This is a genomic window from Streptomyces sp. NPDC090045 (assembly GCF_044747975.1).
In the GTDB taxonomy this organism is placed as follows: domain Bacteria; phylum Actinomycetota; class Actinomycetes; order Streptomycetales; family Streptomycetaceae; genus Streptomyces.
The window spans coordinates 435,669-455,443 of sequence record NZ_JBIVFA010000002.1 but is presented as its reverse complement, the minus strand read 5'-3'; the positions used below and the strand labels follow the sequence as shown (position 1 = coordinate 455,443).

The following is a 19,775-nucleotide window of genomic DNA, read 5'->3' as shown; positions in this document are numbered from 1 at the left end:
GGCTCGGGGCCCGGGAGCGATCGAGACCGCTTCCCGGACCCCGGAGACCAGGACTACATGTCAGCGACGGCCTTACGGGGCGGTCTTGACTTCGATCTTCTTGGCGATGATGTCGGCCTTGGCCTTCTCCACCGCGGCGATGACGTCGGCCATCGCCTTGTACTTCGGGTTGGAGTCGGCCAGGCCGACGCCGTCCTTGTCCAGGCCGTAGCGGATCTCACCGATGGTCGGCTTGCCGTCCTGGACGGACTTGATCACGTTGAAGACGGAGTCCTCGACGTCCTTCGTGACCGAGGTCAGGATGGAGTCCTTGTACTTCGCCAGACCGGCCTGGTTGTACTGGTCGGAGTCGACGCCGATGGCCCACTTGCCCTTGGCCGAAGCGGCCTCGATGGCACCGGAACCCGCGAGACCGGCGGCGGCGTAGACGACGTCCGCGCCCGCGTCGATCTGACCCTGCGCGGCGGCCTTGCCGAGGTCGGGCTTGGCGAAACCGTCGAAGTTCGGCGGCTGGGTCAGGTACTGGGAGAGCACCTTGGCGTTCGGGTTGGTGTCCTTGACGCCCTGGGTGAAGCCCGCCTCGAACTTCTTGATCAGCGGAACCTCGACACCGCCGATGAAGCCGACCGTGCCGGTCTTGGACACCTTGGCGGCGGCGACGCCGGCCAGGTAGGAGCCCTGCTCCTCGTTGAAGACGAGGTTGGCGATGTTCGGGCCGGTCACCGAGGTGTCGTCGATGATCGCGAACGTGGTGTCCGGGAACTTCGGCGCGACCTTCTTGATGGCCGGGGCATAGGCGAAACCGACGCCGATGACCGGGTTGTTGCCCTTGCGGGCAAGCTCGGTGAGGCGCTGGACCTTGTCGGCCTCGCCCTCACCGTCGGTGGGCTCCGCCTCGGCGCCCTTGATCTTCAGATCGGTTTCGGCCTTCTTCAGGCCGGCGTAGGCGGCATCGTTGAACGACTGGTCGCCGCGGCCACCGATGTCGTACGCGATGGCAGCGGACTTCTGACCCGACTCCGAGGGGGAGGAGGAGGCGTCAGAGGACTTCTTACCGCCACAGGCGGTGGCCGAGAGGGCCAGCGCCGCGGACGCGATGCCCACGGTGGCGATCCTGGTGATCCGGCGCAAGGGGAGGCTCCTTCAAAACCTGACCGAAGCGCCACGACCGGCGCTGGTTTCGCGGCGATCGTAACGCGCGTAGATGTCAGTTAAAGGCCCGTTCATGAGTCGTTATCGGATCGTCGTGAACCGGACAGTGACCGATTGGTGACTCCTCACGCGCCCAGCCCTTGCGTACCAAGGGCCGGACACGCCAGACGGAAGATCCGTTGATGTTGTAAGGAAGTTCGCCCCGGCCGTTACCTGACGGGCACGGACCGACGCCCGTCCAGCAGCGCCGCGGCCGTGAAGAACTCCACGCCGACCGCGATCGCGTCCTCGTCCACGTCGAAGTCCCCGCGGTGCAGATCGTGCTTGGCGGTGTCGCCCGGTGCGCGGACCCCGAGGCGGGCCATGGCGCCGGGGACGTGCTCCAGGTACCAGGAGAAGTCCTCCCCGCCCAGGCTCTGCTCGGTGTCCTCGACCGACTCGGTGCCGCGGCGGGCCGTCATCGCCTCGCGCAGCAATTCGGTGATCACCGGATCGTTGACCACCGGCGGCACTCCGCGCACGTGGTTGATCTCGAACTTGGCCCCGTGCATGGTCGCGATCTCGTCGATCGCCGCGTAGAGCATGTCCGGCGCCTCGTGCCAGGCGTTCAGGTCCAGGCACCGGACGGTTCCGGACAGCTCGGCGTGCATCGGGATGACGTTGCAGGCGTGCCCGGCCTCGATCCGGCCCCAGGTGACCGACATGCCCGAGCGGGCGTCCATCCGGCGGGCCAGCAGGGCCGGGGCGTCGACGGCCACCCGGGCGGCGGCCGTCACCAGGTCGGTGGTCAGGTGCGGCCGTGCGGTGTGCCCGCCGGAGCCGGTGAGGGTGACCTCCAGCCGGTCGCAGGCCGAGGTGATGGGGCCGGCCCGCAGCCCGATCCGCCCCGCGTCGACCCGGGGGTCGCAGTGCACGGCGACGATCCTGCCCACGCCGTCCAGCACCCCGGAGTCGATGGCGTCGGTGGCCCCGCCCGGGAGCACCTCCTCGGCGGGCTGGAAGAGCAGCCGTACGGGGCGGGGCAGCAGCCCCTGCCGGTCGAGCTCGGCGAGCACCAGGCCTGCGCCGAGGACGACCGCGGTGTGCACGTCGTGGCCGCAGGCGTGGGCGCGGTCCGGGAAGGTCGAGCGGTACGAGACGTGCGTCTTGGCATCCGGGATGGGCAGGGCGTCGATGTCCGCGCGCAGGGCCAGCATCGGCCGGCCCCCGTCCCAGGTGCCGACGTCACAGATCAGGCCCGTGCCGGACTTCAGCACCCGTGGTCGCAGGCCGGCTTTCTCCAGCCGGGCCTTGATCGCCGCGGTGGTACGGAATTCCTGGTGTCCGAGCTCCGGGTGCATGTGCAAGTCCCGGCGGAAGGCGATCAGTTCGGTACGCAGGTGGTCCGGAAGTGTGCCGGGCAGCTCGGGCCGGTCGGACGCGGCGGGCTGGGCGGTCTGGGACTCGCGGGACATCAACTGGTTCACCCGTTGAAGGGTAGGCGCACGGACGGGTCAACTGGCCGGGGATCCACAAAAGTTCATGCCGTTAGGGGAAAGAAACACGGCCTCTGGCGCATGACCGGGTGTCCCCGGGGGTAAACTCGCGCGCTCATCCGGCCGTGGGAGCCGCCTGGGCAGGGAGTCTGCGCACATCACGGGCGGTGTCGGTGACCCCGGCGAGGAAGCTGCGGGCGCGCGCGGACGCGGACCCGGTGAGCCAGGCGGGGTCCACATCGCATACGGCGACGGTCACACCGGTACCGCTCAGGGCGTACGGCAGCGTGTGGACGACCGTGGACGGAAAGCTGACGATCGTCCTGCCGACCGGACCGCGCCGCGCGATCAGCTCCAGCGGCAGGTCCGGGCGGACGATCTCCAGCCCGGTCGCCTGGCTCAGCGCGCGCAGCTTCTCCGGGGACTCGCGCCGGTGCGCGAAGTAGCGGGTGGCGCCGTGCTCCAGGGTGAGGGCGCGCACCGCTTCCAGGTAGCGGGCCGGGTCCACCACACCGGTCTCCACCAGCGAGGTGCCGACCAGGTCGGTGCCCTTGGTCAGGCGGGGCGGGCCGAAGCGGGCGCGGGTCCAGGCGAAGTCGTTGACCCGCAGGGTCATGGCGCCGTGGGCGGTGACGGGCATCGAGCTGAACACCTCGACGCGGTGGCCGCGGCCCCGGACCGGGGTGAAGCGGCGGCGCGCGGTCGCCGAGACGGGCGCGTACGCCAGCTCGCGGACCCGGCCGGGCAGTCCCCCGCCGCCGACCCGGTGCCAGCGTACGAGGCGTTCGCCGCGGGCGGTCTGGGCGACGAACTCCATGGTGGCGGTGCCGTCGTCGACCACGACGAGCTCGTCGGCGCGCACGAGGGTGAGCAGCAGCTGGACGTAGCGCGAGAAGGGGTCGCCGATGACGACCGTGCGCGCCGCGCGGACGTCGCGCGCCAGCGCGGCCAGCGCCTTCAGCGGCGCGAACCGGCTGCCGCGCGCCTCCTGCCAGCACACCTCGTACCCCTCGTCCCGGGCCAGCGCGGCCATCCGGCGCAGCTGGCCGCGGGACATGGGGTCGGTCGGCGGCAGGACGACGATCCTCAGCGAGGACCCCGCGCCCTCCGGTGCGGGTCCGCCGCCGGCCCCGCCGCCCCCCTCGGCGCCGGCCTGGTCCGGGCCGGGTTCCGCCCCGCCGGCGCGGGGCCCCCGCTGGCGCGGGACCCCGTCCAGCTGCGGCTGCTGCGGGCCGGGGCCCGCCGGGGCGCTGCGCGCGTACGCCCACTCCAGCACGTTGAGGAGTTGGACCGGGCTCTCGACGAACGCCAGGGTGGAGGCGGAGGGGGTCACCACGTACTCCTTGTCAGGGGGCGGAACTCGTACGCGCCGGACCGGGGGTCAGACGGCTGCCAGCTCGCCCCGGACGCGGCGGAGCTTCTTCATGGGGCCGAGCTCGGACTCGTAGACCCGCTTGACCCCGTCGCCGAGAGCGGTCTCGATGGTGCGGATGTCGCGGACCAGGCGGGTCAGGCCGCCGGGCTCGACGGAGGCGGCCTGGTCGGAGCCCCACATCGCGCGGTCGAGGGTGATGTGGCGCTCGACGAAGGTGGCGCCGAGGGCGACGGCGGCGAGGGTGGTCTGCAGGCCCGTCTCGTGGCCGGAGTAGCCGATCGGGACGTTCGGGTACTCGTCCCGCAGGGTGTCGATGACCCGCAGGTTGAGCTCCTCGGCCTTCGCCGGGTAGGTGGAAGTGGCGTGGCAGAGCAGGATGTTGGCGCTGCCGAGCACCTCCACCGCGTGGCGGATCTGCTGCGGGGTGGACATCCCGGTGGACAGCACGACGGTGCGGCCGGTGGCGCGCAGGGCGCGCAGCAGCTCGTCGTCGGTGAGGGAGGCGGAGGCCACCTTGTGGGCGGGCACGTCGAACTTCTCCAGGAAGGCGACCGCCTCGGTGTCCCACGGGGAGGCGAACCAGTCGATGCCGCGCTTGGCGCAGTGCTCGTCGATGGCGCGGTACTCGTCCTCGCCGAACTCGACCTTGTGGCGGTAGTCGATGTAGGTCATCCGGCCCCAGGGGGTGTCGCGTTCGATGTCCCACTGGTCGCGCGGGGTGCAGATCTCCGGGGTGCGCTTCTGGAACTTCACGGCGTCACAGCCGGCTTCGGCGGCGGCGTCGATGAGGGCGAAGGCGTTGCCGAGGTCGCCGTTGTGGTTGATGCCGATCTCGCCGACGACGTAGACGGGGCGGCCGGGGCCCGCGGTGCGCGCTCCGAAGGTACGGAGGCGGGGGTCGGGGGTGGAGGTCATGGCAGGGGGCGTCCTTCGGTGCGGGGGTGTGCGGGGTGTGGGCTGCGGGTCGGGGTGGAGCTCGGGGTGGGGCTCGGGGTGGGGCTCGGGGTGCGGATGTGGTGCGGGGTGTGGGTCGAGCAGGGGGGCGAGCAGGCGGGCGCGTTCCAGGTCGTGCGGGTCGTCGATCTCCAGGACCCGGGAGGGGTCGGTGGCGACGGGCAGGGTGCGGCCGAAGAAGCGGTGGCGGGCGGCGCGGAAGCCGTCGGCGTCCATCGCGTAGGCGGCGCCGGTCTCCAGCAGGTCCTGCGGCCGGTCCTGGCGCCGGGGGCGGTACGCCTGGTCGTGGTTGACCCCGGCTCCGGAGCCGTCGGCTCCGGAGCGCCAGAGGAACCCGTGGAAGGGGGCCACGGTCAGGGCCGAGTCGGCCGCCCCGGAGGCGACGGCCACGGCGACCGACTCGACGTCGGAGGCGGTGAGGAAGGGGCTCGTGCACTGGACGAGGAGGACCACGTCCACGCTGACGGAGTGCAGTTCCTCGAAGGCGGCGAGCGCGTGCAGGAGGGCGGCCTCGCTGCTCGCGGTGTCGCCGGAGATCGCGGTCGGACGGGCGATCACGTCGGCTCCGGCGGCGCGGGCGGCCTCGGCGATCGCGCCGGAGTCCGTGGAGACCACCACGTCGGTGACGGTCGGCGCGGAGCGGCAGGCCCGGACGGCGCGGGCGACGAGCGGGGTGCCGGCGACCTCGGCGAGGTTCTTGCCCGGAACCCCCTTGGAGCCGCCGCGGGCCGGGATCACGGCGAGGACGCGGGGGCTCACAGCTCCCCCAGCCTGCGGATCACCGGGGCGACGCGCTGCACGCCGTGCCGGTAGGCGCCGCGGGCGGCCTCGCGCAGGTGGGCGCGGAGCCGGCGGCGCAGCCGGGACTCCCCGGCGGCCGGTCGGGCCGCGCCGGGCAGCGGGGTGCCGTCGGGGGCGAGGTGGTGCCGGGCGAGGATCCCGGGCAGGTACCGGGGGGCGGTGGTCAGCGTGTAGTACGGCGCGGGGGCGGGCAGCCGGGCGGCGGCCACCAGCCCGGCGACCTTGGCCCGGGCGACGGCGTAGGCGTCGTGCGGTGCGCCTGCGGCGGGCTCGGCGGACGCACGCGCGGCCCGGGCCGGTTCGGTGGCGGCCGGCGTGGCTGCGGCCGGCGTGGCTGCGGCCGGCGTGGCTGCGGCCGGCGTGGCTGCGGCCGGCGTGGCTGCGGCCGGGCCCGGGTGGACGCCCTGGGCGGCCAGCCAGAGCGGGTCGCCCTCCGGGAGGAGGCCGGAGTCGAGCTGGTCCCACGAGGCCAGGCAGCCGGAGCCCAGGAAGTGGTGGTTGCCGAGGGCCTCGCGGATGCCGAGGTCGGTGAGGATCGCCGTCGGGATGGAGCGGTGCAGGGATTCCAGGGCGGCCGTGGAGGAGACGGTGACCAGCAGGTCGGTGCCGTCCAGCACCTCGCCCATGTTCCCGTACACCAGACGGCAGTTGGCGGGCAGTCCGCCCGGGATCTTCTCCGCGAGCCGCTGGTACGGCTGCTCCTCCAAGTGCGTGGTGTGCTCCCCGGGCTTGCTGCGCAGTTTGATCAGCACCTCCCGCTCGGGGTGCAGCCGCGCGTGCCCGGCGGCCCGTTCCAGCAGGTAGGCGCGGTCGGCGCGGCTGTCGGGCACGGAGGGCTGGACGGCGAAGACCACCGTGTGGGCCCTGCTGCCGGCCTGCTCGTACGGCGCCCCGCCCAGGAAGGGCAGCGCGGTCTCGGTGACGGCTCCGGCGTCCGCGCCGACCCCCTCGTACACGGCGCGGAACCGCTCCGCGTCGTGGCGGGAGTTGGCGAGGACGAGGTCGGCCCCGTGCCGCAGCAGCAGCCCGTCGGCGAGCTTCTCGTAGACGACACCGACGTATCCGGTGACGAGTACGGGGCGCTTCGCCGGGGTCGGCCACAGGGCGCGGGCCCCGTGCAGGACGGCCTGGACGGCCCCTCCGACGAGGGCGAGGACGACCACGTCGTAGCGCTCCCGCTCGATCTCGGCGAAAAACTCCGCGCAGGTCACCTCGGTCAGCCGGTCGGCCCGTACCCCCACTTCACCGAGCTGGCGCGCGGTGGGTGTGGCACGGCCGCGCAGCAGGTATCCGGTGAGCTGGTGGTCGGGCACGAGACGGCGGGCGGTGAGTGCGCCCCATTTCCATCGCGTATCGGAATCGGCGAGTACGGCGACGCGTTTGCGTTCTGGCACGCGGCAGAAGCTATTCCGCAATTTCGGTGATCGGCCCAACGAACGCACAACAGCGGGTTAACAACGCGTCGACTCAATACGAAAGCGCACGGGTTAACTCGCCCGCCCCGCGCCGTTCACGTGGAATCCGCATCCGGGCCACAGTGAATGCCGGGCGGCGCCCTAATGTCTCGCGGGTGCCCAAGCTCTCTGTTGTCGTGCCGTTCTACAACGTGCAGACATACGCACCGGATGCCCTGAAGAGTCTCGAACTCAACGCACGGGAGGATTTCGAGTTCCTGCTCGTCGACGACTGCTCGACGGACGGGACGCCCGGCCTCCTGGAGCGGGCGGCGAGCGAGCTGCCCGGGGCGGTGCACCTCAGACACGAGCGGAACGGCGGCTTGGCCACCGCACGGAACACCGGCCTGGACGCGGCCCGCGGCGAATACCTCGCCTTCCTGGACGGGGACGACTGGCTGGCCCCCGGCCACCTGGCCCGCACACTGGCCGCCATAGAGGCGCTGAACTGCGATTTCGTCCGCACCGACCATGTCCGGTGCACGGGCAGGTCGCGGAGCGTGCAGCGCGTCCCCTACGGCCCGCAGTCGGTCGTCGCCGATCCGCGCACCGCGATCCTGCCCGTCGACCGGGCCACCTCGGTGGACTATCCGTACGCCTGGGCCGGCATGTACCACCGGCGGCTGCTGGAGCGCGGGGTCCTGCACTTTACGGACGGACTGCGGACGGCGGAGGACCGGCCGTGGATCTGGCGGCTGCACCGGGAGGCGGAGTCCTTCGCCGCGGTGGGCCTGCCCGGTGTCTTCTACCGGCGCGGAGTCGCCACGTCCCTGACGCAGATCGGGGACGAACGGCAGCTCGATTTCATCCGTGCATTTGATCAAGTCCTGGCGGACGTCGCCGCCGACCGGGAATCCGGTCTGCTGCTCCCGAAAGCCGTCCGAACATATTGCGCGATTATCGCGCACCATTTCGGATCCATCGAAAGGTTCGAACCGGCCGTGGCCAAGAAACTCCGTTCCATGAGTGCGGCCGCGATGGGCCGCATGCCCCAGGACGTACTGGACCAGGTCCTGGACTCGATGGACATCGAACGCTCCACCCTGCTGCGGCGCGTGCGCGGCGGCCGCCGCACCCCGTCGGGAGCGGCCGCCTGATGCCCACCCAGATCTTCCTGGCCTCCACCCTCTACGGTGCGGCCACGCTCGCGGCGGGCATCGACGCGGGCTGCTTCCCGCCGGCCGGCCGCCGGATCCTGCTGACCAGCAATCACGCCGTCACCGCCGAGGTGACCCCGGGGGTCGCGGACATGCCGGGCTTCGCCGCCCTGCGCACCCGCTTCGACGAGGTGCTCGACTGGAACCGGGTCATCGAGCCGCAGCACCCGAGCACCTGGGCCCCGCGCGCGGAGGACGTCCCGATCTGGGAACGGCAGCTGCGCTCCCTGTGGGGTCTCGGCGAGGACCGCGTCGAGCTGGTCGTGGAGTCCCTGCAGGTGCCGCCGGCCCAGACCCTGTGCCGGCTCTTCCCCGGCGCCGCGGTCGACGTCTACGCCGACGGGCTGATGAGCTACGGACCCACCCGCTTCCGCCTCGACCCGCAGCTCGGGATGCGGGTGCGGCGGGTGCTCCACCTGGACCTCGTACCGGGCCTGAAGCCGCTGCTGCTGACGGAGTTCGGGGCGCGGGACGAACTGGTGCCGACGGAGTCCGTCCTGAAGGTCCTCGCCGAGCTCGCCGATGCCACCGCGGCCACTCCGGTCGCCGAGGCCACGGCGGGGGTCGACGGGGCCGAGCCGCCGGCGCTCCTGCTGGGCCAGTACCTCTCGGCGCTCGACCTCATGTCCCTGGCCGAGGAGGAGGAGCTGCACGTGTCGATGGTCCGGGGCGCGCACGCCCTGGGCCACGACGAGCTGGTGTTCAAACCGCATCCCGGCGCCCCGGCCGCGTACTCCCGCCGGGCCGAGGAGGAGGCCGAGCGGCTCGGCGCCCGGCTGACCGTGATCGCCGCCCCGATACTGGCCGAAACCCTCTACCAGCGGCTGCGGCCGGCCCTGGTCGTCGGCTGCTTCTCCACCGGCCTGCTGACCGCCGCCACCCTGTACGGGCTCCCGGTGGCCCGGACCGGCACGGACGCGGTGCTGGCCCGCCTGGCCCCGTACCCGAACAGCAACCGGGTCCCGCTGGCCCTGGTGGACGCCCTGCTCCCGGACCTCGCCGACGCGGAGGCGGTGCGCACCTGGACGCCCCCGACCCCCGATCTGGTCCGGGGGGAGGCGGCGGCGCTGCTGACCGCCGTCGGGTTCACCATGCAGCCGCAGATCCTGGCCGCGCGCCGGCCGGCGGCCGAGGCCTACCTGGCCCGGCACCTGACCACCCGCACCTGGCGGTACTTCACCCGCCGCCGGCTGACGGCCCTGGGGCTGCCGGGCGGCATCCCGGCGCAGCTCGCGTTCCTGCCGCGCAGCCGCGCGGTGCGCCGGGCCGTACGGCGGCTGAGCCGGCTGCGCCGCGCCGTCAGCTGACAGCGAGCTTGGCCGCGAAGCCGAGGAAGAGCACGCCCGCCGCGGAGGTGGCGCCGGCCGACAACCGCTTGCGCCGGCGGAACGCCTCCGAGAGCCGGGTGCCGCCGAAGATCAGCAGCGTCAGGTACGCGAAGCTGCCGGTCTGCAGCAGAGCGCCGAGGAGCAGGAACGAGAGCGCCGGGTAGGCGTAGGACGGGTCCACGAACTGCACGAAGAAGGACATCAGGAAGAGGATGGCCTTCGGGTTGAGGAGGCTGATGAGCAGCGCCCGCCGGTAGGGCCGCTCGTTGCCGCCCGGTTCGGCGGGGGCGTCGGCCGGCGCCTCCTCCCGCTCCCGGCGCGTGCGCCACAGCGCCCAGGCGCCCCGCATCATCCCCACGGCCAGCCAGGCCAGGTACCCGGCGCCGAGGAACTTGACCACCGTGAACACCAGCGGGCTCGCCCGCAGCAGTGCCCCGGCGCCCACGGCGGTGAGCAGCATCAGCACGGCGTCGCCGGTGAACACCCCGGCGGCGGCCTTGTATCCGGTCCGCACCCCGCGCCGTGCGGCCACGGAGAGCACGTACAGCGAGTTCGGACCCGGCAGGAGAATGATCAGTACGAGGCCGGCGAGGTACGTCGGCAGATCGGTGACACCCAGCATGTGCAGGAGTGTCCCATGAGGACACACCTGACAGTCCAATTGGTTTCACCATGTGGAATCCGTCGGCTCGTACGTCCCCCACACCTCCCGCAGCGCCCCGCACACCTCCCCCACCGTGGCCCTCGCCCGCAGCGCCTCCTTCATCGGATACAGCACGTTCTCCGTTCCCGCGGCCGCCTCCCGCAGGGCCCCGAGCGCCGCCGAGACCGCCGCCGCGTCCCGCTCCGCCCGCAGCCGCGCCAGCGCCGCGCACTGCCGCGCCTCGATGGCCGGGTCCACGCGCAGCGGTTCGTACGGTTCCTCCCGGTCGAGCGCGAACCGGTTGACGCCGACGACCACCCGCTCCCCGCTCTCGGTCTCCTGCGCGATCCGGTAGGCGTTGCGTTCGATCTCGCCCTTCTGGAAGCCGTTCTCGATCGCGGCCACCGCCCCGCCCTGGTCCTCGACCCGCCGCATCAGCGCGAGCGCCGCCTCCTCCAGCTCGTCCGTCATCCGCTCCACGGCGTACGACCCGGCGAAGGGGTCCACGGTGTGCGGCACGTCCGTCTCGTACGCGAGGACCTGCTGGGTGCGCAGCGCGAGGCGGGCGGACTTCTCCGTCGGCAGCGCGATGGCCTCGTCGAAGGAGTTGGTGTGCAGGGACTGCGTGCCGCCGAGGACGGCGGCGAGCGCCTGCACGGCCACCCGTACGAGGTTCAGCTCGGGCTGCTGCGCGGTCAGCTGGACCCCGGCCGTCTGGGTGTGGAAGCGCAGCATCAGCGACTTCGGATCCCGCGCCCCGAACTCCTCGCGCATGACGCGGGCCCAGATCCGCCGGGCCGCGCGGAACTTCGCGACCTCCTCCAGCAGGGTGGTGCGGGAGACGAAGAAGAAGGAGAGCCGGGGCGCGAACTCGTCGACCGCCATCCCGGCCGCCAGGGCCGTACGGACGTACGCGATGCCGTCGGCGAGGGTGAAGGCCACCTCCTGCGCGGGCGAGGCCCCCGCTTCGGCCATGTGGTAGCCGGAGATGGAGATGGTGTTCCACCGGGGGATCTCGGTGCGGCAGTAGCGGAAGGTGTCGGCCGTCAGCCGGAGCGAGGGCCCGGGCGGAAAGATGTACGTTCCGCGCGCAATGTACTCCTTGAGCACATCGTTCTGAATAGTCCCCGTCAGCTGCCCGCCCGGAATGCCCTGTTCCTCCGCGACCAGCTGGTAGAGCAGCAGGAGCAGCGCGGCGGGCGCGTTGATGGTCATGGAGGTGGAGACCCGGTCCAGCGGGATCCCGTCGAACAGCGTCCGCATGTCGTCGACCGAGTCGACGGCGACGCCGACCTTGCCGACCTCTCCGTGCGCGAGCGGGGCGTCGGAGTCGTGCCCCATCTGGGTGGGGAGGTCGAAGGCGACGGAGAGTCCGGTGCCGCCGCCGGCGATGAGCTGCCGGTAGCGGGCGTTGGACTCGGCAGCCGTGCCGAATCCGGCGTACTGCCGCATGGTCCATGGCCGGCCGGTGTACATGTTCGGATAAATCCCCCTGGTGTAGGGGAAATCGCCCGGTTCGCCCAGGGCGGCCGCGGGGTCCCACCCCGTCAGGTCGCCGGGCCCGTAGACGGGTTCGATCGGGAGTCCGCTCTCGGTGCGTGCCATGTGACGAAGACCTCCGTGGAGCTGCCGGGCCCGGGGCTGGTACAACCTTGCCCGCGCATCGCTTCTTAAGGCGGCGGACGGCTGCTGGTCACAATGGCGCAACATCCGGTGGCGCGGTGCAACTCTCCACGCGGGCCAGGCATCACCTAGATACACGACCGTAGAAACCGGGGGACTGCAATGCAGCGCCAGAGATTCATAATCCGCACGCTCGGGGTTGCCACCGCCGTCGCGCTCGCCGCGACCGCCTGCGGGCCGCAGAAGTCGGAGTCCGCCGGCTCCGCTTCTCCGGTTTCGTCCTCGCCCACGGCGGGCGCCTCCCCCGAAGCCTCACCGACCACCGACAACAAGCCCGCCGAGGCCTCGCCGTCGGCCTCCGCGTCGCCCTCCGCCTCGGCTTCCCCGTCGTCCTCTCCTTCGCCCTCGGTGAAGCAGATCATGGCCAACGGCGACGAGAGCGAGCAGGTGCGCGAGCTCCAGGCACGCCTGCGGCAGCTCAAGCTGATGTCGGTGGCGCCGACCGGTTTCTACGGTTCGAAGACCACGGCCGCGGTCAAGTCCTTCCAGTCGAAGAACGGTCTGAACGGGACCGGTTCGGTCGACGACGCGACCTGGAAGAAGATCCAGGGCGCCAGCAAGAAGCCCACCGACGACGAGCTGCGCCCGCCGACCGTCAACGAGGTCGACGCGCCGGACCCGCGCTGCATGGAGGGCCGGGTCATGTGCATCAGCAAGGAGAGCCGCACCCTCGCCTGGATGATCGACGGCAAGGTCATCTCCACCATGGACGTGCGCTTCGGTTCGGAGAACACTCCGACCCGCGAGGGCGTCTTCAAGGTGGACCGCAAGGAGAAGGAGTGGACGTCCACGCTCTACCACACGGCCATGCCGTACTCGATGTTCTTCAGCGGCGGCCAGGCCGTGCACTACTCGGCCGACTTCGCGGCCCGCGGCTACAACGGCGCCTCGCACGGCTGCGTGAACGTCCGGGACAAGGGCAAGCTGTCGGCCCTCTTCGGCCAGGTCAACGTCGGCGACAAGGTCGTCGTGTACTGGTGATGCGCGCGGCCCCACGGGCCCACGCGGAAGGCCTTCGCCCGGGATCCGGTCGAAGGCCTTGTCGTTGGCGGCCGGGCGCCGGCCTCCTGAGGTCGAAGTAAAGGGCGCGGGCAGGGCCGGGGGAACGTGCCCCGCCCGCGCCGGTTGCGCAGAGCCCAGGGGTACGGGGGGAACCCCGGCTCATGCGCGGCCGATGACCAGTCGGCTCGATATGTACTGCGCCGCCGATTCGAAAAGTGTTACAGGCGGGTCAGCGCATGTGTCAGAGACCGGCGCGCAGGCCCGTCGAGGGCCGCGGAACCGCCGGGGCCAGGGTCGGGGCCTTGAGCACGCCGTCCCCCAGCGGGACGTCGCTGCGCTTGCCGCCGGAGTCCCGCTCCAGCAGCGACTTGCAGTAGTCCGGGATCCGGGTGAGCCCGTCGGCCAGGCGTGAGAGCCGCTCGCGGCGGTCGTCGTCGAGGCGGCCCGACCGGTAGTCCTGGCAGAGGTCCCGCGCCTTGATCAGGTTCTCCCGCTCGCGCTGCTCGCGGTCCTTGCCGGTGTCCCCGTTGCCGAAGGTGTCCCGGTCCCCGCCCTTGTCGCCCGTGCCGCCGGCTCCCCCGCTCAGGTCGCCCCGGGTGTCCTTGCCCGAGCCGCCGGTCGCCGAGGTGCCGGCCGAGGTGTCCCCGCCGGTTCCGGAGCCGGGCGACGTACGTCCGTCCGTGCCCGGCGGATGCGACGGGCCCGGGGTGAGCATCGAATTCGAGCCGTCCGGCAGCGGGGTGGGCCGCAGCTTCGGGGTGAGCGTGGGGGCTCCGCTGTCGAAGCCCGGGTCCGCGTTCTCGCCGGCAGTGACGGACATCGCCGGTCCGGGTCCCGCGGTGTCGTGCCGGTCGCGGTCCAGCAGCCCGGCGCCCGCCGCCGCGGCGAGGCCGCCGACGGCGACGCTCGCCAGAGCGGCCGCCAGGCCGAAGCTCACGGTCCGGCCGCGCCGGGGTACGGGTGCAGGGGCGAAGGAGGGGACCAGACGGCCGAGATCGACCACGGGCTCGCCGGATCCGGCCGTCGCGGCCGGCTCCGACCGGTCCGCGGAGCGGCCGGCGGCGGTCCGCGCCGTACGGAAGGCGGCCACGGCCGCGGCCTCGCCGGGCAGTTCCGTTCCCGCGGGCGGCAGCGCCCCGCCGGCGCCCAGGGCTTCCAGGGCGTCGAGGGCGGCGCGCAGCCGGGCGGCCTCGACGCGGGCGCGCGGTTCGGCGCCGGCCGGGCCCACAGGTTCCGCCGGTTCGCCTCGCAGCAGTCGGTCCGCCGCGGCCTGGTCCAGCCACCTGTTGCGCTCGTCGGCCATCACATGTCCTTCTGCGTCCGCCAACGTGAATGCGTCACACCGGTTTGCTCTACGAAGCCCCCGCCTCGGCCACGCTGTGCGGGTACGGCGTCGAGATCCCTCCCGCCCCCGCCGTCCCACGGCTGGCCACCGGCATTATGGCCGACCGCCGCGGCCGGCTCTGCGCCGGTGCCCTGGTCCGGCCCGAAACCGCCCTCGGAACCCTCTTCGCCGAGCAGCTCGGCCAGCTTCTTCAGGCCCCGGTGCGCCGCGGTCCGTACGGCGCCGGGCCGCTTGCCGAGGGTCTCGGCCGCGCTCTTGGCGTCCAGTCCGACCACCACCCGCAGGACGACGGCCTCGGCCTGGTCCTGCGGCAGCTTCGCGATGAGGGCCATGGTCCGGCCGGTGGAGAGGGACTCCATCGCCGCGCCCGCGGTGTCGCAGTCGGCGGCCCACGCGGTCAGTTCGGTGTCGTCGCCGCCGATGGCGGGACGGCGGCCGCGCATGCGGATGTGGTCGAGGGCCCGGTTGCGGGCGATGCGGGCGGCCCAGCCGCGGAAGCGGTCCGCGTCGCCGGTGAAGGAGTCGAGGTCGCGGGCGATCTGCAGCCAGGCCTCGGAGGTCACGTCCTCCGCGTCGCCGTCCCCGACGAGCGTGCGTACGTATCCGAGCAGGCGTGGGTGCACGGCGCGGTACACAGCACGGAACGCGTCCTCGTCGCCGTCCTGTGCCGCGAGCACCGCGGCGGTCAGCTCCGCGTCGTCCCCCAGCAAAGTCCCCAACCCGTTCACTGTCCTGTACGTGTGGCGCAAATCAGCACGTTACGGCTTTCAAGTACCTCGCGTCCACGAGTGATACAACGTGCAACCAATCCTGTGCGGAGCGAGGTGTGACACAAAACGCACTTGAGGCGCTGACATGGATACGGGCTTGTCGCACGAGTCCGTGACGGATGGCGGCCGGGGCCTCTCCTGTGGGGGGTGGCGGCCTCGGTCGCCCTCCCCCTCCCGGACCGGTTCCCGGGCCTGGCTGCGGCGCTCACGTCATCCTTTCGGCTCACTTCCGAGTGAAAACCCCTGATGGGTACGACACACCCTGCCTTGCATCGCTAGCGTGGCGGTACACCCGCGCCGCGCCCCGAGGAGCCCCCCGCTGTCCAGCCATCTTCCGGCACAGGCCCGCGGCTGCTCTGATCCTTCTCACGGCTCAGGGCTGGCGCGGTTCAACGCCCTGTCCCCCGAGACCGCCCACGCCGTCCTGCTGCAGTGCTGCGGGAGCCGCCGCTGGGCGCACCGGGTGGCCACCCACCGCCCCTACCCGGATCCGGGCGCCCTGCTCGCCGCCGCGGACGAGGCCTCGTACGACCTCTCGCAGGCCGACCTGACCGAGGCGCTGGCCGCGGAGAGCTCGGCGGAGCTGGACCACGGCGCGCCGTACGCCGCCCTGCTGGCCCTCGACGCGGCGCACGCGGAGTACGAACGGAAATTCGGGCACGCCTTCGTGATCTGCCTCGCAGGGCATCCGCCCGAGGAGCAGGCGGACCAGCTGCTGGAGGCGATCCGCCGCAGGATGACGCACGAGGTGGACGAGGAGCGCTCGATCTCCGCGGACGAGCTGCGCCGCCTCGCACAGGCCCGGCTCTGGGATCTGACACGCTGGCTGACCTCGACGGATGGGCCGACTGCCACGGAAATAGGGCGATTCGCCCCTGTGGGATAGTCCGTACGTGCCTGTTTGATCACACCGATGGCCCCCGCGCAAGGGAACCGACAAAGCGTCGCTACGATGTCCGGGGCCGGAGGACCGTACCCGGCCGGGCCCGACCGACAAAGAAGCCGGCTGGCCCCCGCCCCGCTTCCGGAGGGTTTTCCGTGCCGGCTGGAACGTTGTACCGCGGCCGGGAAGGAATGTGGTCCTGGGTGGCTCATCGAGTCACCGGCGTCCTCATTTTCTTCTTCCTGTTCGTACACGTCCTCGACACCGCACTCGTTCGCGTCTCCCCCGAGGCGTACGACGATGTCGTGGCTACCTACAAGACTCCGATCGTCGCGCTGCTGGAGTACGGCCTCGTCGCCGCAATCCTGTTCCACGCGCTCAACGGTCTCCGTGTCATCGCCGTGGACTTCTGGTCCAAGGGCCCCCGCTACCAGAAGCAGATGCTCTGGTCCGTCGTGGGCATCTGGATCGTGCTGATGGTCGGGGCCCTGTACCCCGTACTGGGCCACGCCTACCTTGAACTGTTCGGGAAGTGACACGCATGTCTTCTGACACTTCTTCCGTCGACATGACCAAGGGCGCCGGCGGCGTTGAGGGCGTGTCCCTCTACGACGTCGACAACCCGGCGCCTTACATCGAGGCACCGCGCAAGCGCACGGGCAAGACCCCGCGCTCGACCCGCGGCAACTTCGAGATGGTCGCGTGGCTCTTCATGCGCCTCTCGGGCATCGTGCTCGTCGTCCTGGTCATCGGCCACCTGCTGATCCAGCTGGTGCTCGACGGCGGCGTCTCCAAGATCGGCTTCGCCTTCGTGGCCGGCCGGTGGGCTTCCCCGTTCTGGCAGGTCTGGGACCTGCTGATGCTGTGGCTGGCCATGCTGCACGGCGCCAACGGTCTGCGTACGGTCATCAACGACTACGCGGAGCGCGCCAACACGCGGCTGTGGCTGAAGGGCCTGCTCTACACCGCCACGGTGTTCACCATCCTTCTGGGCACGCTGGTGATCTTCACCTTCGACCCGAACATCCGCTAGGCAACGGGGCTGAGGCGAAACCAATGAAGATCCACAAGTACGACACCGTCATCGTCGGCGCAGGTGGCGCCGGCATGCGCGCCGCCATCGAGTCGACGAAGCGCAGCCGCACCGCGGTGCTGACGAAGCTCTACCCGACCCGCTCCCACACGGGCGCCGCGCAGGGCGGCATGGCCGCCGCGCTGGCCAACGTGGAAGAGGACAACTGGGAGTGGCACACCTTCGACACGGTCAAGGGCGGTGACTACCTGGTCGACCAGGACGCCGCCGAGATCCTGGCGAAGGAGGCCATCGACGCGGTCCTCGACCTGGAGAAGATGGGCCTGCCGTTCAACCGCACCCCGGACGGCACCATCGACCAGCGCCGCTTCGGCGGCCACTCGCGCAACCACGGCGAGGCCCCGGTCCGCCGGTCCTGCTACGCCGCGGACCGCACCGGTCACATGATCCTCCAGACGCTGTACCAGAACTGCGTCAAGGAGGGCGTGGAGTTCTTCAACGAGTTCTACGTCCTGGACCAGCTCCTGGTCGAGGAGGACGGCGTCAAGAAGTCGGCCGGTGTGGTCGCGTACGAGCTCGCCACCGGCGAGATCCACGTGTTCCAGGCCAAGGCCGTCATCTACGCCTCCGGCGGCACCGGCAAGTTCTTCAAGGTGACCTCCAACGCGCACACCCTCACGGGTGACGGCCAGGCGGCCTGCTACCGCCGCGGCCTGCCGCTGGAGGACATGGAGTTCTTCCAGTTCCACCCGACGGGCATCTGGCGCATGGGCATCCTGCTGACGGAGGGCGCCCGCGGTGAGGGCGGCATCCTCCGCAACAAGGACGGCGAGCGCTTCATGGAGAAGTACGCGCCGGTCATGAAGGACCTCGCGTCCCGTGACGTCGTCTCGCGCTCCATCTACACCGAGATCCGTGAGGGCCGCGGCTGCGGTCCGGCCGGTGACCACGTGTACCTGGACCTGACGCACCTGCCGCCGGAGCAGCTCGACGCGAAGCTCCCGGACATCACCGAGTTCGCGCGCACCTACCTGGGCATCGAGCCGTACACGGACCCGATCCCGATCCAGCCCACCGCGCACTACGCCATGGGCGGCATCCCGACCAACGTCGAGGGTGAGGTCCTGTCGGACAACACCACCGTCGTCCCGGGCCTGTACGCGGCCGGCGAGGTCGCGTGCGTGTCGGTGCACGGCGCGAACCGCCTGGGCACCAACTCGCTGCTGGACATCAACGTCTTCGGCAAGCGCTCCGGCATCGCCGCCGCCAAGTACTCCCAGGAGAACGACTACGTCGAGCTCCCGGAGAACCCGGCGCAGCAGGTGGCCGACCTCGTCGAGCACCTGCGCAACTCGACCGGCAACGAGCGGGTCGCCGAGCTGCGTCTGGAGCTCCAGGAGACGATGGACGCGTGCGTGATGGTGTTCCGTACGGAGCAGACCATCAAGACCGCGGTCGAGAAGATCGCGGAGCTGCGCGAGCGCTACAAGAACGTGTCCGTCCAGGACAAGGGCAAGCGCTTCAACACGGACCTGCTGGAGGCCATCGAGCTGGGCAACCTGCTCGACCTGGCCGAGGTCATGGCCGTGTCCGCGCTGGCGCGCAAGGAGTCCCGCGGCGGTCACTACCGCGAGGACTACCCGAACCGCGACGACGTCAACTTCATGCGCCACACCATGGCGTACCGCGAGGTCGGCGACGACGGCAAGGACTCCGTCCGGCTGGACTACAAGCCCGTCGTCGTCACCCGCTACCAGCCGATGGAGCGTAAGTACTGATGGCCACCCCCACCCTGGACAAGATGGAGGCGGCGGCCGCCGCCTCGCCGTTCATCACGGTCACCTTCCGGATCCGCCGCTTCAACCCGGAGATCTCGGAGGAGTCGACCTGGCAGGACTTCCAGGTCGAGATCGACCCGAAGGAGCGCGTGCTCGACGGTCTCCACAAGATCAAGTGGGACCTCGACGGCACGCTGACCTTCCGCCGCTCGTGCGCGCACGGCATCTGCGGCTCCGACGCGATGCGGATCAACGGCAAGAACAGGCTCGCCTGCAAGACGCTGATCAAGGACATCAACCCGGAGAAGCCGATCACCGTCGAGGCCATCAAGGGCCTCACGGTGATGAAGGACCTTGTCGTCGACATGGAGCCCTTCTTCCAGGCGTACCGCGACGTCATGCCGTTCCTGGTCACCAAGGGCAACGAGCCGACGCGCGAGCGCCTGCAGTCCGCCGAGGACCGCGAGCGCTTCGACGACACCACCAAGTGCATCCTGTGCGCCGCGTGCACGTCCTCGTGCCCGGTGTTCTGGAACGACGGCCAGTACTTCGGCCCGGCGGCGATCGTCAACGCGCACCGCTTCATCTTCGACTCGCGTGACGAGGCCGGCGAGCAGCGGCTGGAGATCCTGAACGACAAGGACGGCGTGTGGCGCTGCCGCACGACCTTCAACTGCACCGACGCCTGCCCGCGCGGCATCGAGGTCACGAAGGCGATCCAGGAAGTCAAGCGCGCCCTGATCACGCGCCGCTTCTAGCCTTCTCAACGCCTCTCTCGCGCGGCTCGGCCCTGGCGGGCCTCCCCGGCTTCGAGAGGCTGCGCCGGACTCCGTCCGCCGGTCTCGGCTGAGGCCGGTGGCCGACGAGGCCCCACCCCCCGGATCTTGTCCGTGGGGGCGGGGCCTCGCCCGTTTCGCGCCGCCTCGCCGGAGTCCCCGTCAC

General features: G+C 71.3%; 17 protein-coding genes and 1 pseudogene. 8 read left to right on the top strand and 10 right to left on the bottom strand.

All coding sequences use genetic code 11. From position 1 onward, the window contains the following. Positions 1-72: 72 nt before the first annotated feature. The 6 genes and pseudogenes from ACIPYQ_RS07090 to ACIPYQ_RS07065 all read right to left on the bottom strand — a co-directional run bounded on the left by ACIPYQ_RS07090 (position 73) and on the right by ACIPYQ_RS07065 (position 7,151). On the bottom strand, positions 73-1,131 hold the full coding sequence (locus ACIPYQ_RS07090; RefSeq protein ID WP_361757777.1) for a BMP family ABC transporter substrate-binding protein: 1,059 nt from the start codon (positions 1,129-1,131) through the stop codon (positions 73-75). Positions 1,132-1,361: 230 nt separating this feature from the next. Beyond that, positions 1,362-2,606 (bottom strand): amidohydrolase, encoded by a 1,245-nt coding sequence (locus ACIPYQ_RS07085; RefSeq protein WP_362233736.1) that lies wholly within the window; start codon positions 2,604-2,606, stop codon positions 1,362-1,364. A gap of 136 nt (positions 2,607-2,742) precedes the next feature. Then, complete coding sequence (locus ACIPYQ_RS07080) at positions 2,743-3,960, bottom strand: hypothetical protein (RefSeq protein WP_401246971.1); 1,218 nt, start codon at positions 3,958-3,960, stop codon at positions 2,743-2,745. 48 nt (positions 3,961-4,008) lie between these two features. Next, entirely contained in the window at positions 4,009-4,917 is a 909-nt protein-coding gene (locus ACIPYQ_RS07075) for an N-acetylneuraminate synthase family protein (protein WP_327419382.1), read from the bottom strand. 426 nt (positions 4,918-5,343) lie between these two features. Further along, a pseudogene (locus ACIPYQ_RS07070) lies at positions 5,344-5,694 on the bottom strand (cytidylyltransferase domain-containing protein); the annotation flags it as partial. Positions 5,695-5,711: 17 nt separating this feature from the next. After that, positions 5,712-7,151: a DUF6716 putative glycosyltransferase gene (locus tag ACIPYQ_RS07065; protein ID WP_401246968.1), complete on the bottom strand. Its 1,440-nt coding sequence runs from the start codon at positions 7,149-7,151 to the stop codon at positions 5,712-5,714. 176 nt (positions 7,152-7,327) lie between these two features. On the opposite strand from ACIPYQ_RS07065, the gene ACIPYQ_RS07060 reads away from it, so the two are divergent. Then, entirely contained in the window at positions 7,328-8,308 is a 981-nt protein-coding gene (locus ACIPYQ_RS07060; protein WP_361757786.1) for a glycosyltransferase family 2 protein, read from the top strand. Next, positions 8,308-9,675, top strand: coding sequence for a polysialyltransferase family glycosyltransferase (locus ACIPYQ_RS07055; RefSeq protein WP_401246965.1), 1,368 nt, complete (start codon positions 8,308-8,310; stop codon positions 9,673-9,675). Before ACIPYQ_RS07060 ends, ACIPYQ_RS07055 begins: the two co-directional genes overlap by 1 nt. Here the strand turns inward: ACIPYQ_RS07055 and leuE are convergent. Beyond that, complete coding sequence (gene leuE / locus ACIPYQ_RS07050) at positions 9,668-10,318, bottom strand: leucine efflux protein LeuE (protein WP_401246963.1); 651 nt, start codon at positions 10,316-10,318, stop codon at positions 9,668-9,670. The genes ACIPYQ_RS07055 and leuE overlap by 8 nt on opposite strands. 45 nt (positions 10,319-10,363) lie before the next feature. Further along, entirely contained in the window at positions 10,364-11,944 is a 1,581-nt protein-coding gene (locus tag ACIPYQ_RS07045; protein WP_401246960.1) for a methylmalonyl-CoA mutase, read from the bottom strand. 426 nt (positions 11,945-12,370) lie between these two features. Here ACIPYQ_RS07045 and ACIPYQ_RS07040 point away from each other — a divergent pair, with 426 nt between their 5' ends. Next, entirely contained in the window at positions 12,371-13,003 is a 633-nt protein-coding gene (locus tag ACIPYQ_RS07040; protein WP_401246957.1) for a peptidoglycan-binding protein, read from the top strand. A 262-nt stretch (positions 13,004-13,265) separates the two neighbouring features. Here the strand turns inward: ACIPYQ_RS07040 and ACIPYQ_RS07035 are convergent, their stop codons facing one another. Then, a complete protein-coding gene (locus ACIPYQ_RS07035) occupies positions 13,266-14,327 on the bottom strand; it encodes a hypothetical protein (RefSeq protein WP_401246954.1) in 1,062 nt (353 codons plus the stop codon). Further along, positions 14,327-15,079 (bottom strand): RNA polymerase sigma factor, encoded by a 753-nt coding sequence (locus ACIPYQ_RS07030; RefSeq protein WP_362233733.1) that lies wholly within the window; start codon positions 15,077-15,079, stop codon positions 14,327-14,329. The genes ACIPYQ_RS07035 and ACIPYQ_RS07030 overlap by 1 nt, the downstream gene beginning before the upstream one ends. A gap of 340 nt (positions 15,080-15,419) precedes the next feature. Between ACIPYQ_RS07030 and ACIPYQ_RS07025 the strand changes: the two genes are divergently transcribed. The 5 genes from ACIPYQ_RS07025 to ACIPYQ_RS07005 all read left to right on the top strand — a co-directional run bounded on the left by ACIPYQ_RS07025 (position 15,420) and on the right by ACIPYQ_RS07005 (position 19,591). Further along, entirely contained in the window at positions 15,420-16,025 is a 606-nt protein-coding gene (locus ACIPYQ_RS07025; protein ID WP_401246951.1) for a 2-oxo-4-hydroxy-4-carboxy-5-ureidoimidazoline decarboxylase, read from the top strand. 152 nt (positions 16,026-16,177) lie between these two features. Further along, a complete protein-coding gene (sdhC, locus tag ACIPYQ_RS07020; protein WP_109784027.1) occupies positions 16,178-16,558 on the top strand; it encodes a succinate dehydrogenase, cytochrome b556 subunit in 381 nt (126 codons plus the stop codon). Positions 16,559-16,563: 5 nt separating this feature from the next. Then, positions 16,564-17,055, top strand: a complete 492-nt coding sequence (locus ACIPYQ_RS07015) for a succinate dehydrogenase hydrophobic membrane anchor subunit (RefSeq protein ID WP_383565338.1) — start codon at positions 16,564-16,566, stop codon at positions 17,053-17,055. Between the two features lie 23 nt (positions 17,056-17,078). Then, complete coding sequence (gene sdhA / locus ACIPYQ_RS07010; RefSeq protein ID WP_401246947.1) at positions 17,079-18,833, top strand: succinate dehydrogenase flavoprotein subunit; 1,755 nt, start codon at positions 17,079-17,081, stop codon at positions 18,831-18,833. Further along, positions 18,833-19,591 (top strand): succinate dehydrogenase iron-sulfur subunit, encoded by a 759-nt coding sequence (locus ACIPYQ_RS07005; RefSeq protein WP_189733159.1) that lies wholly within the window; start codon positions 18,833-18,835, stop codon positions 19,589-19,591. Before sdhA ends, ACIPYQ_RS07005 begins: the two co-directional genes overlap by 1 nt. The last annotated feature ends 184 nt before the right edge of the window (positions 19,592-19,775 follow it).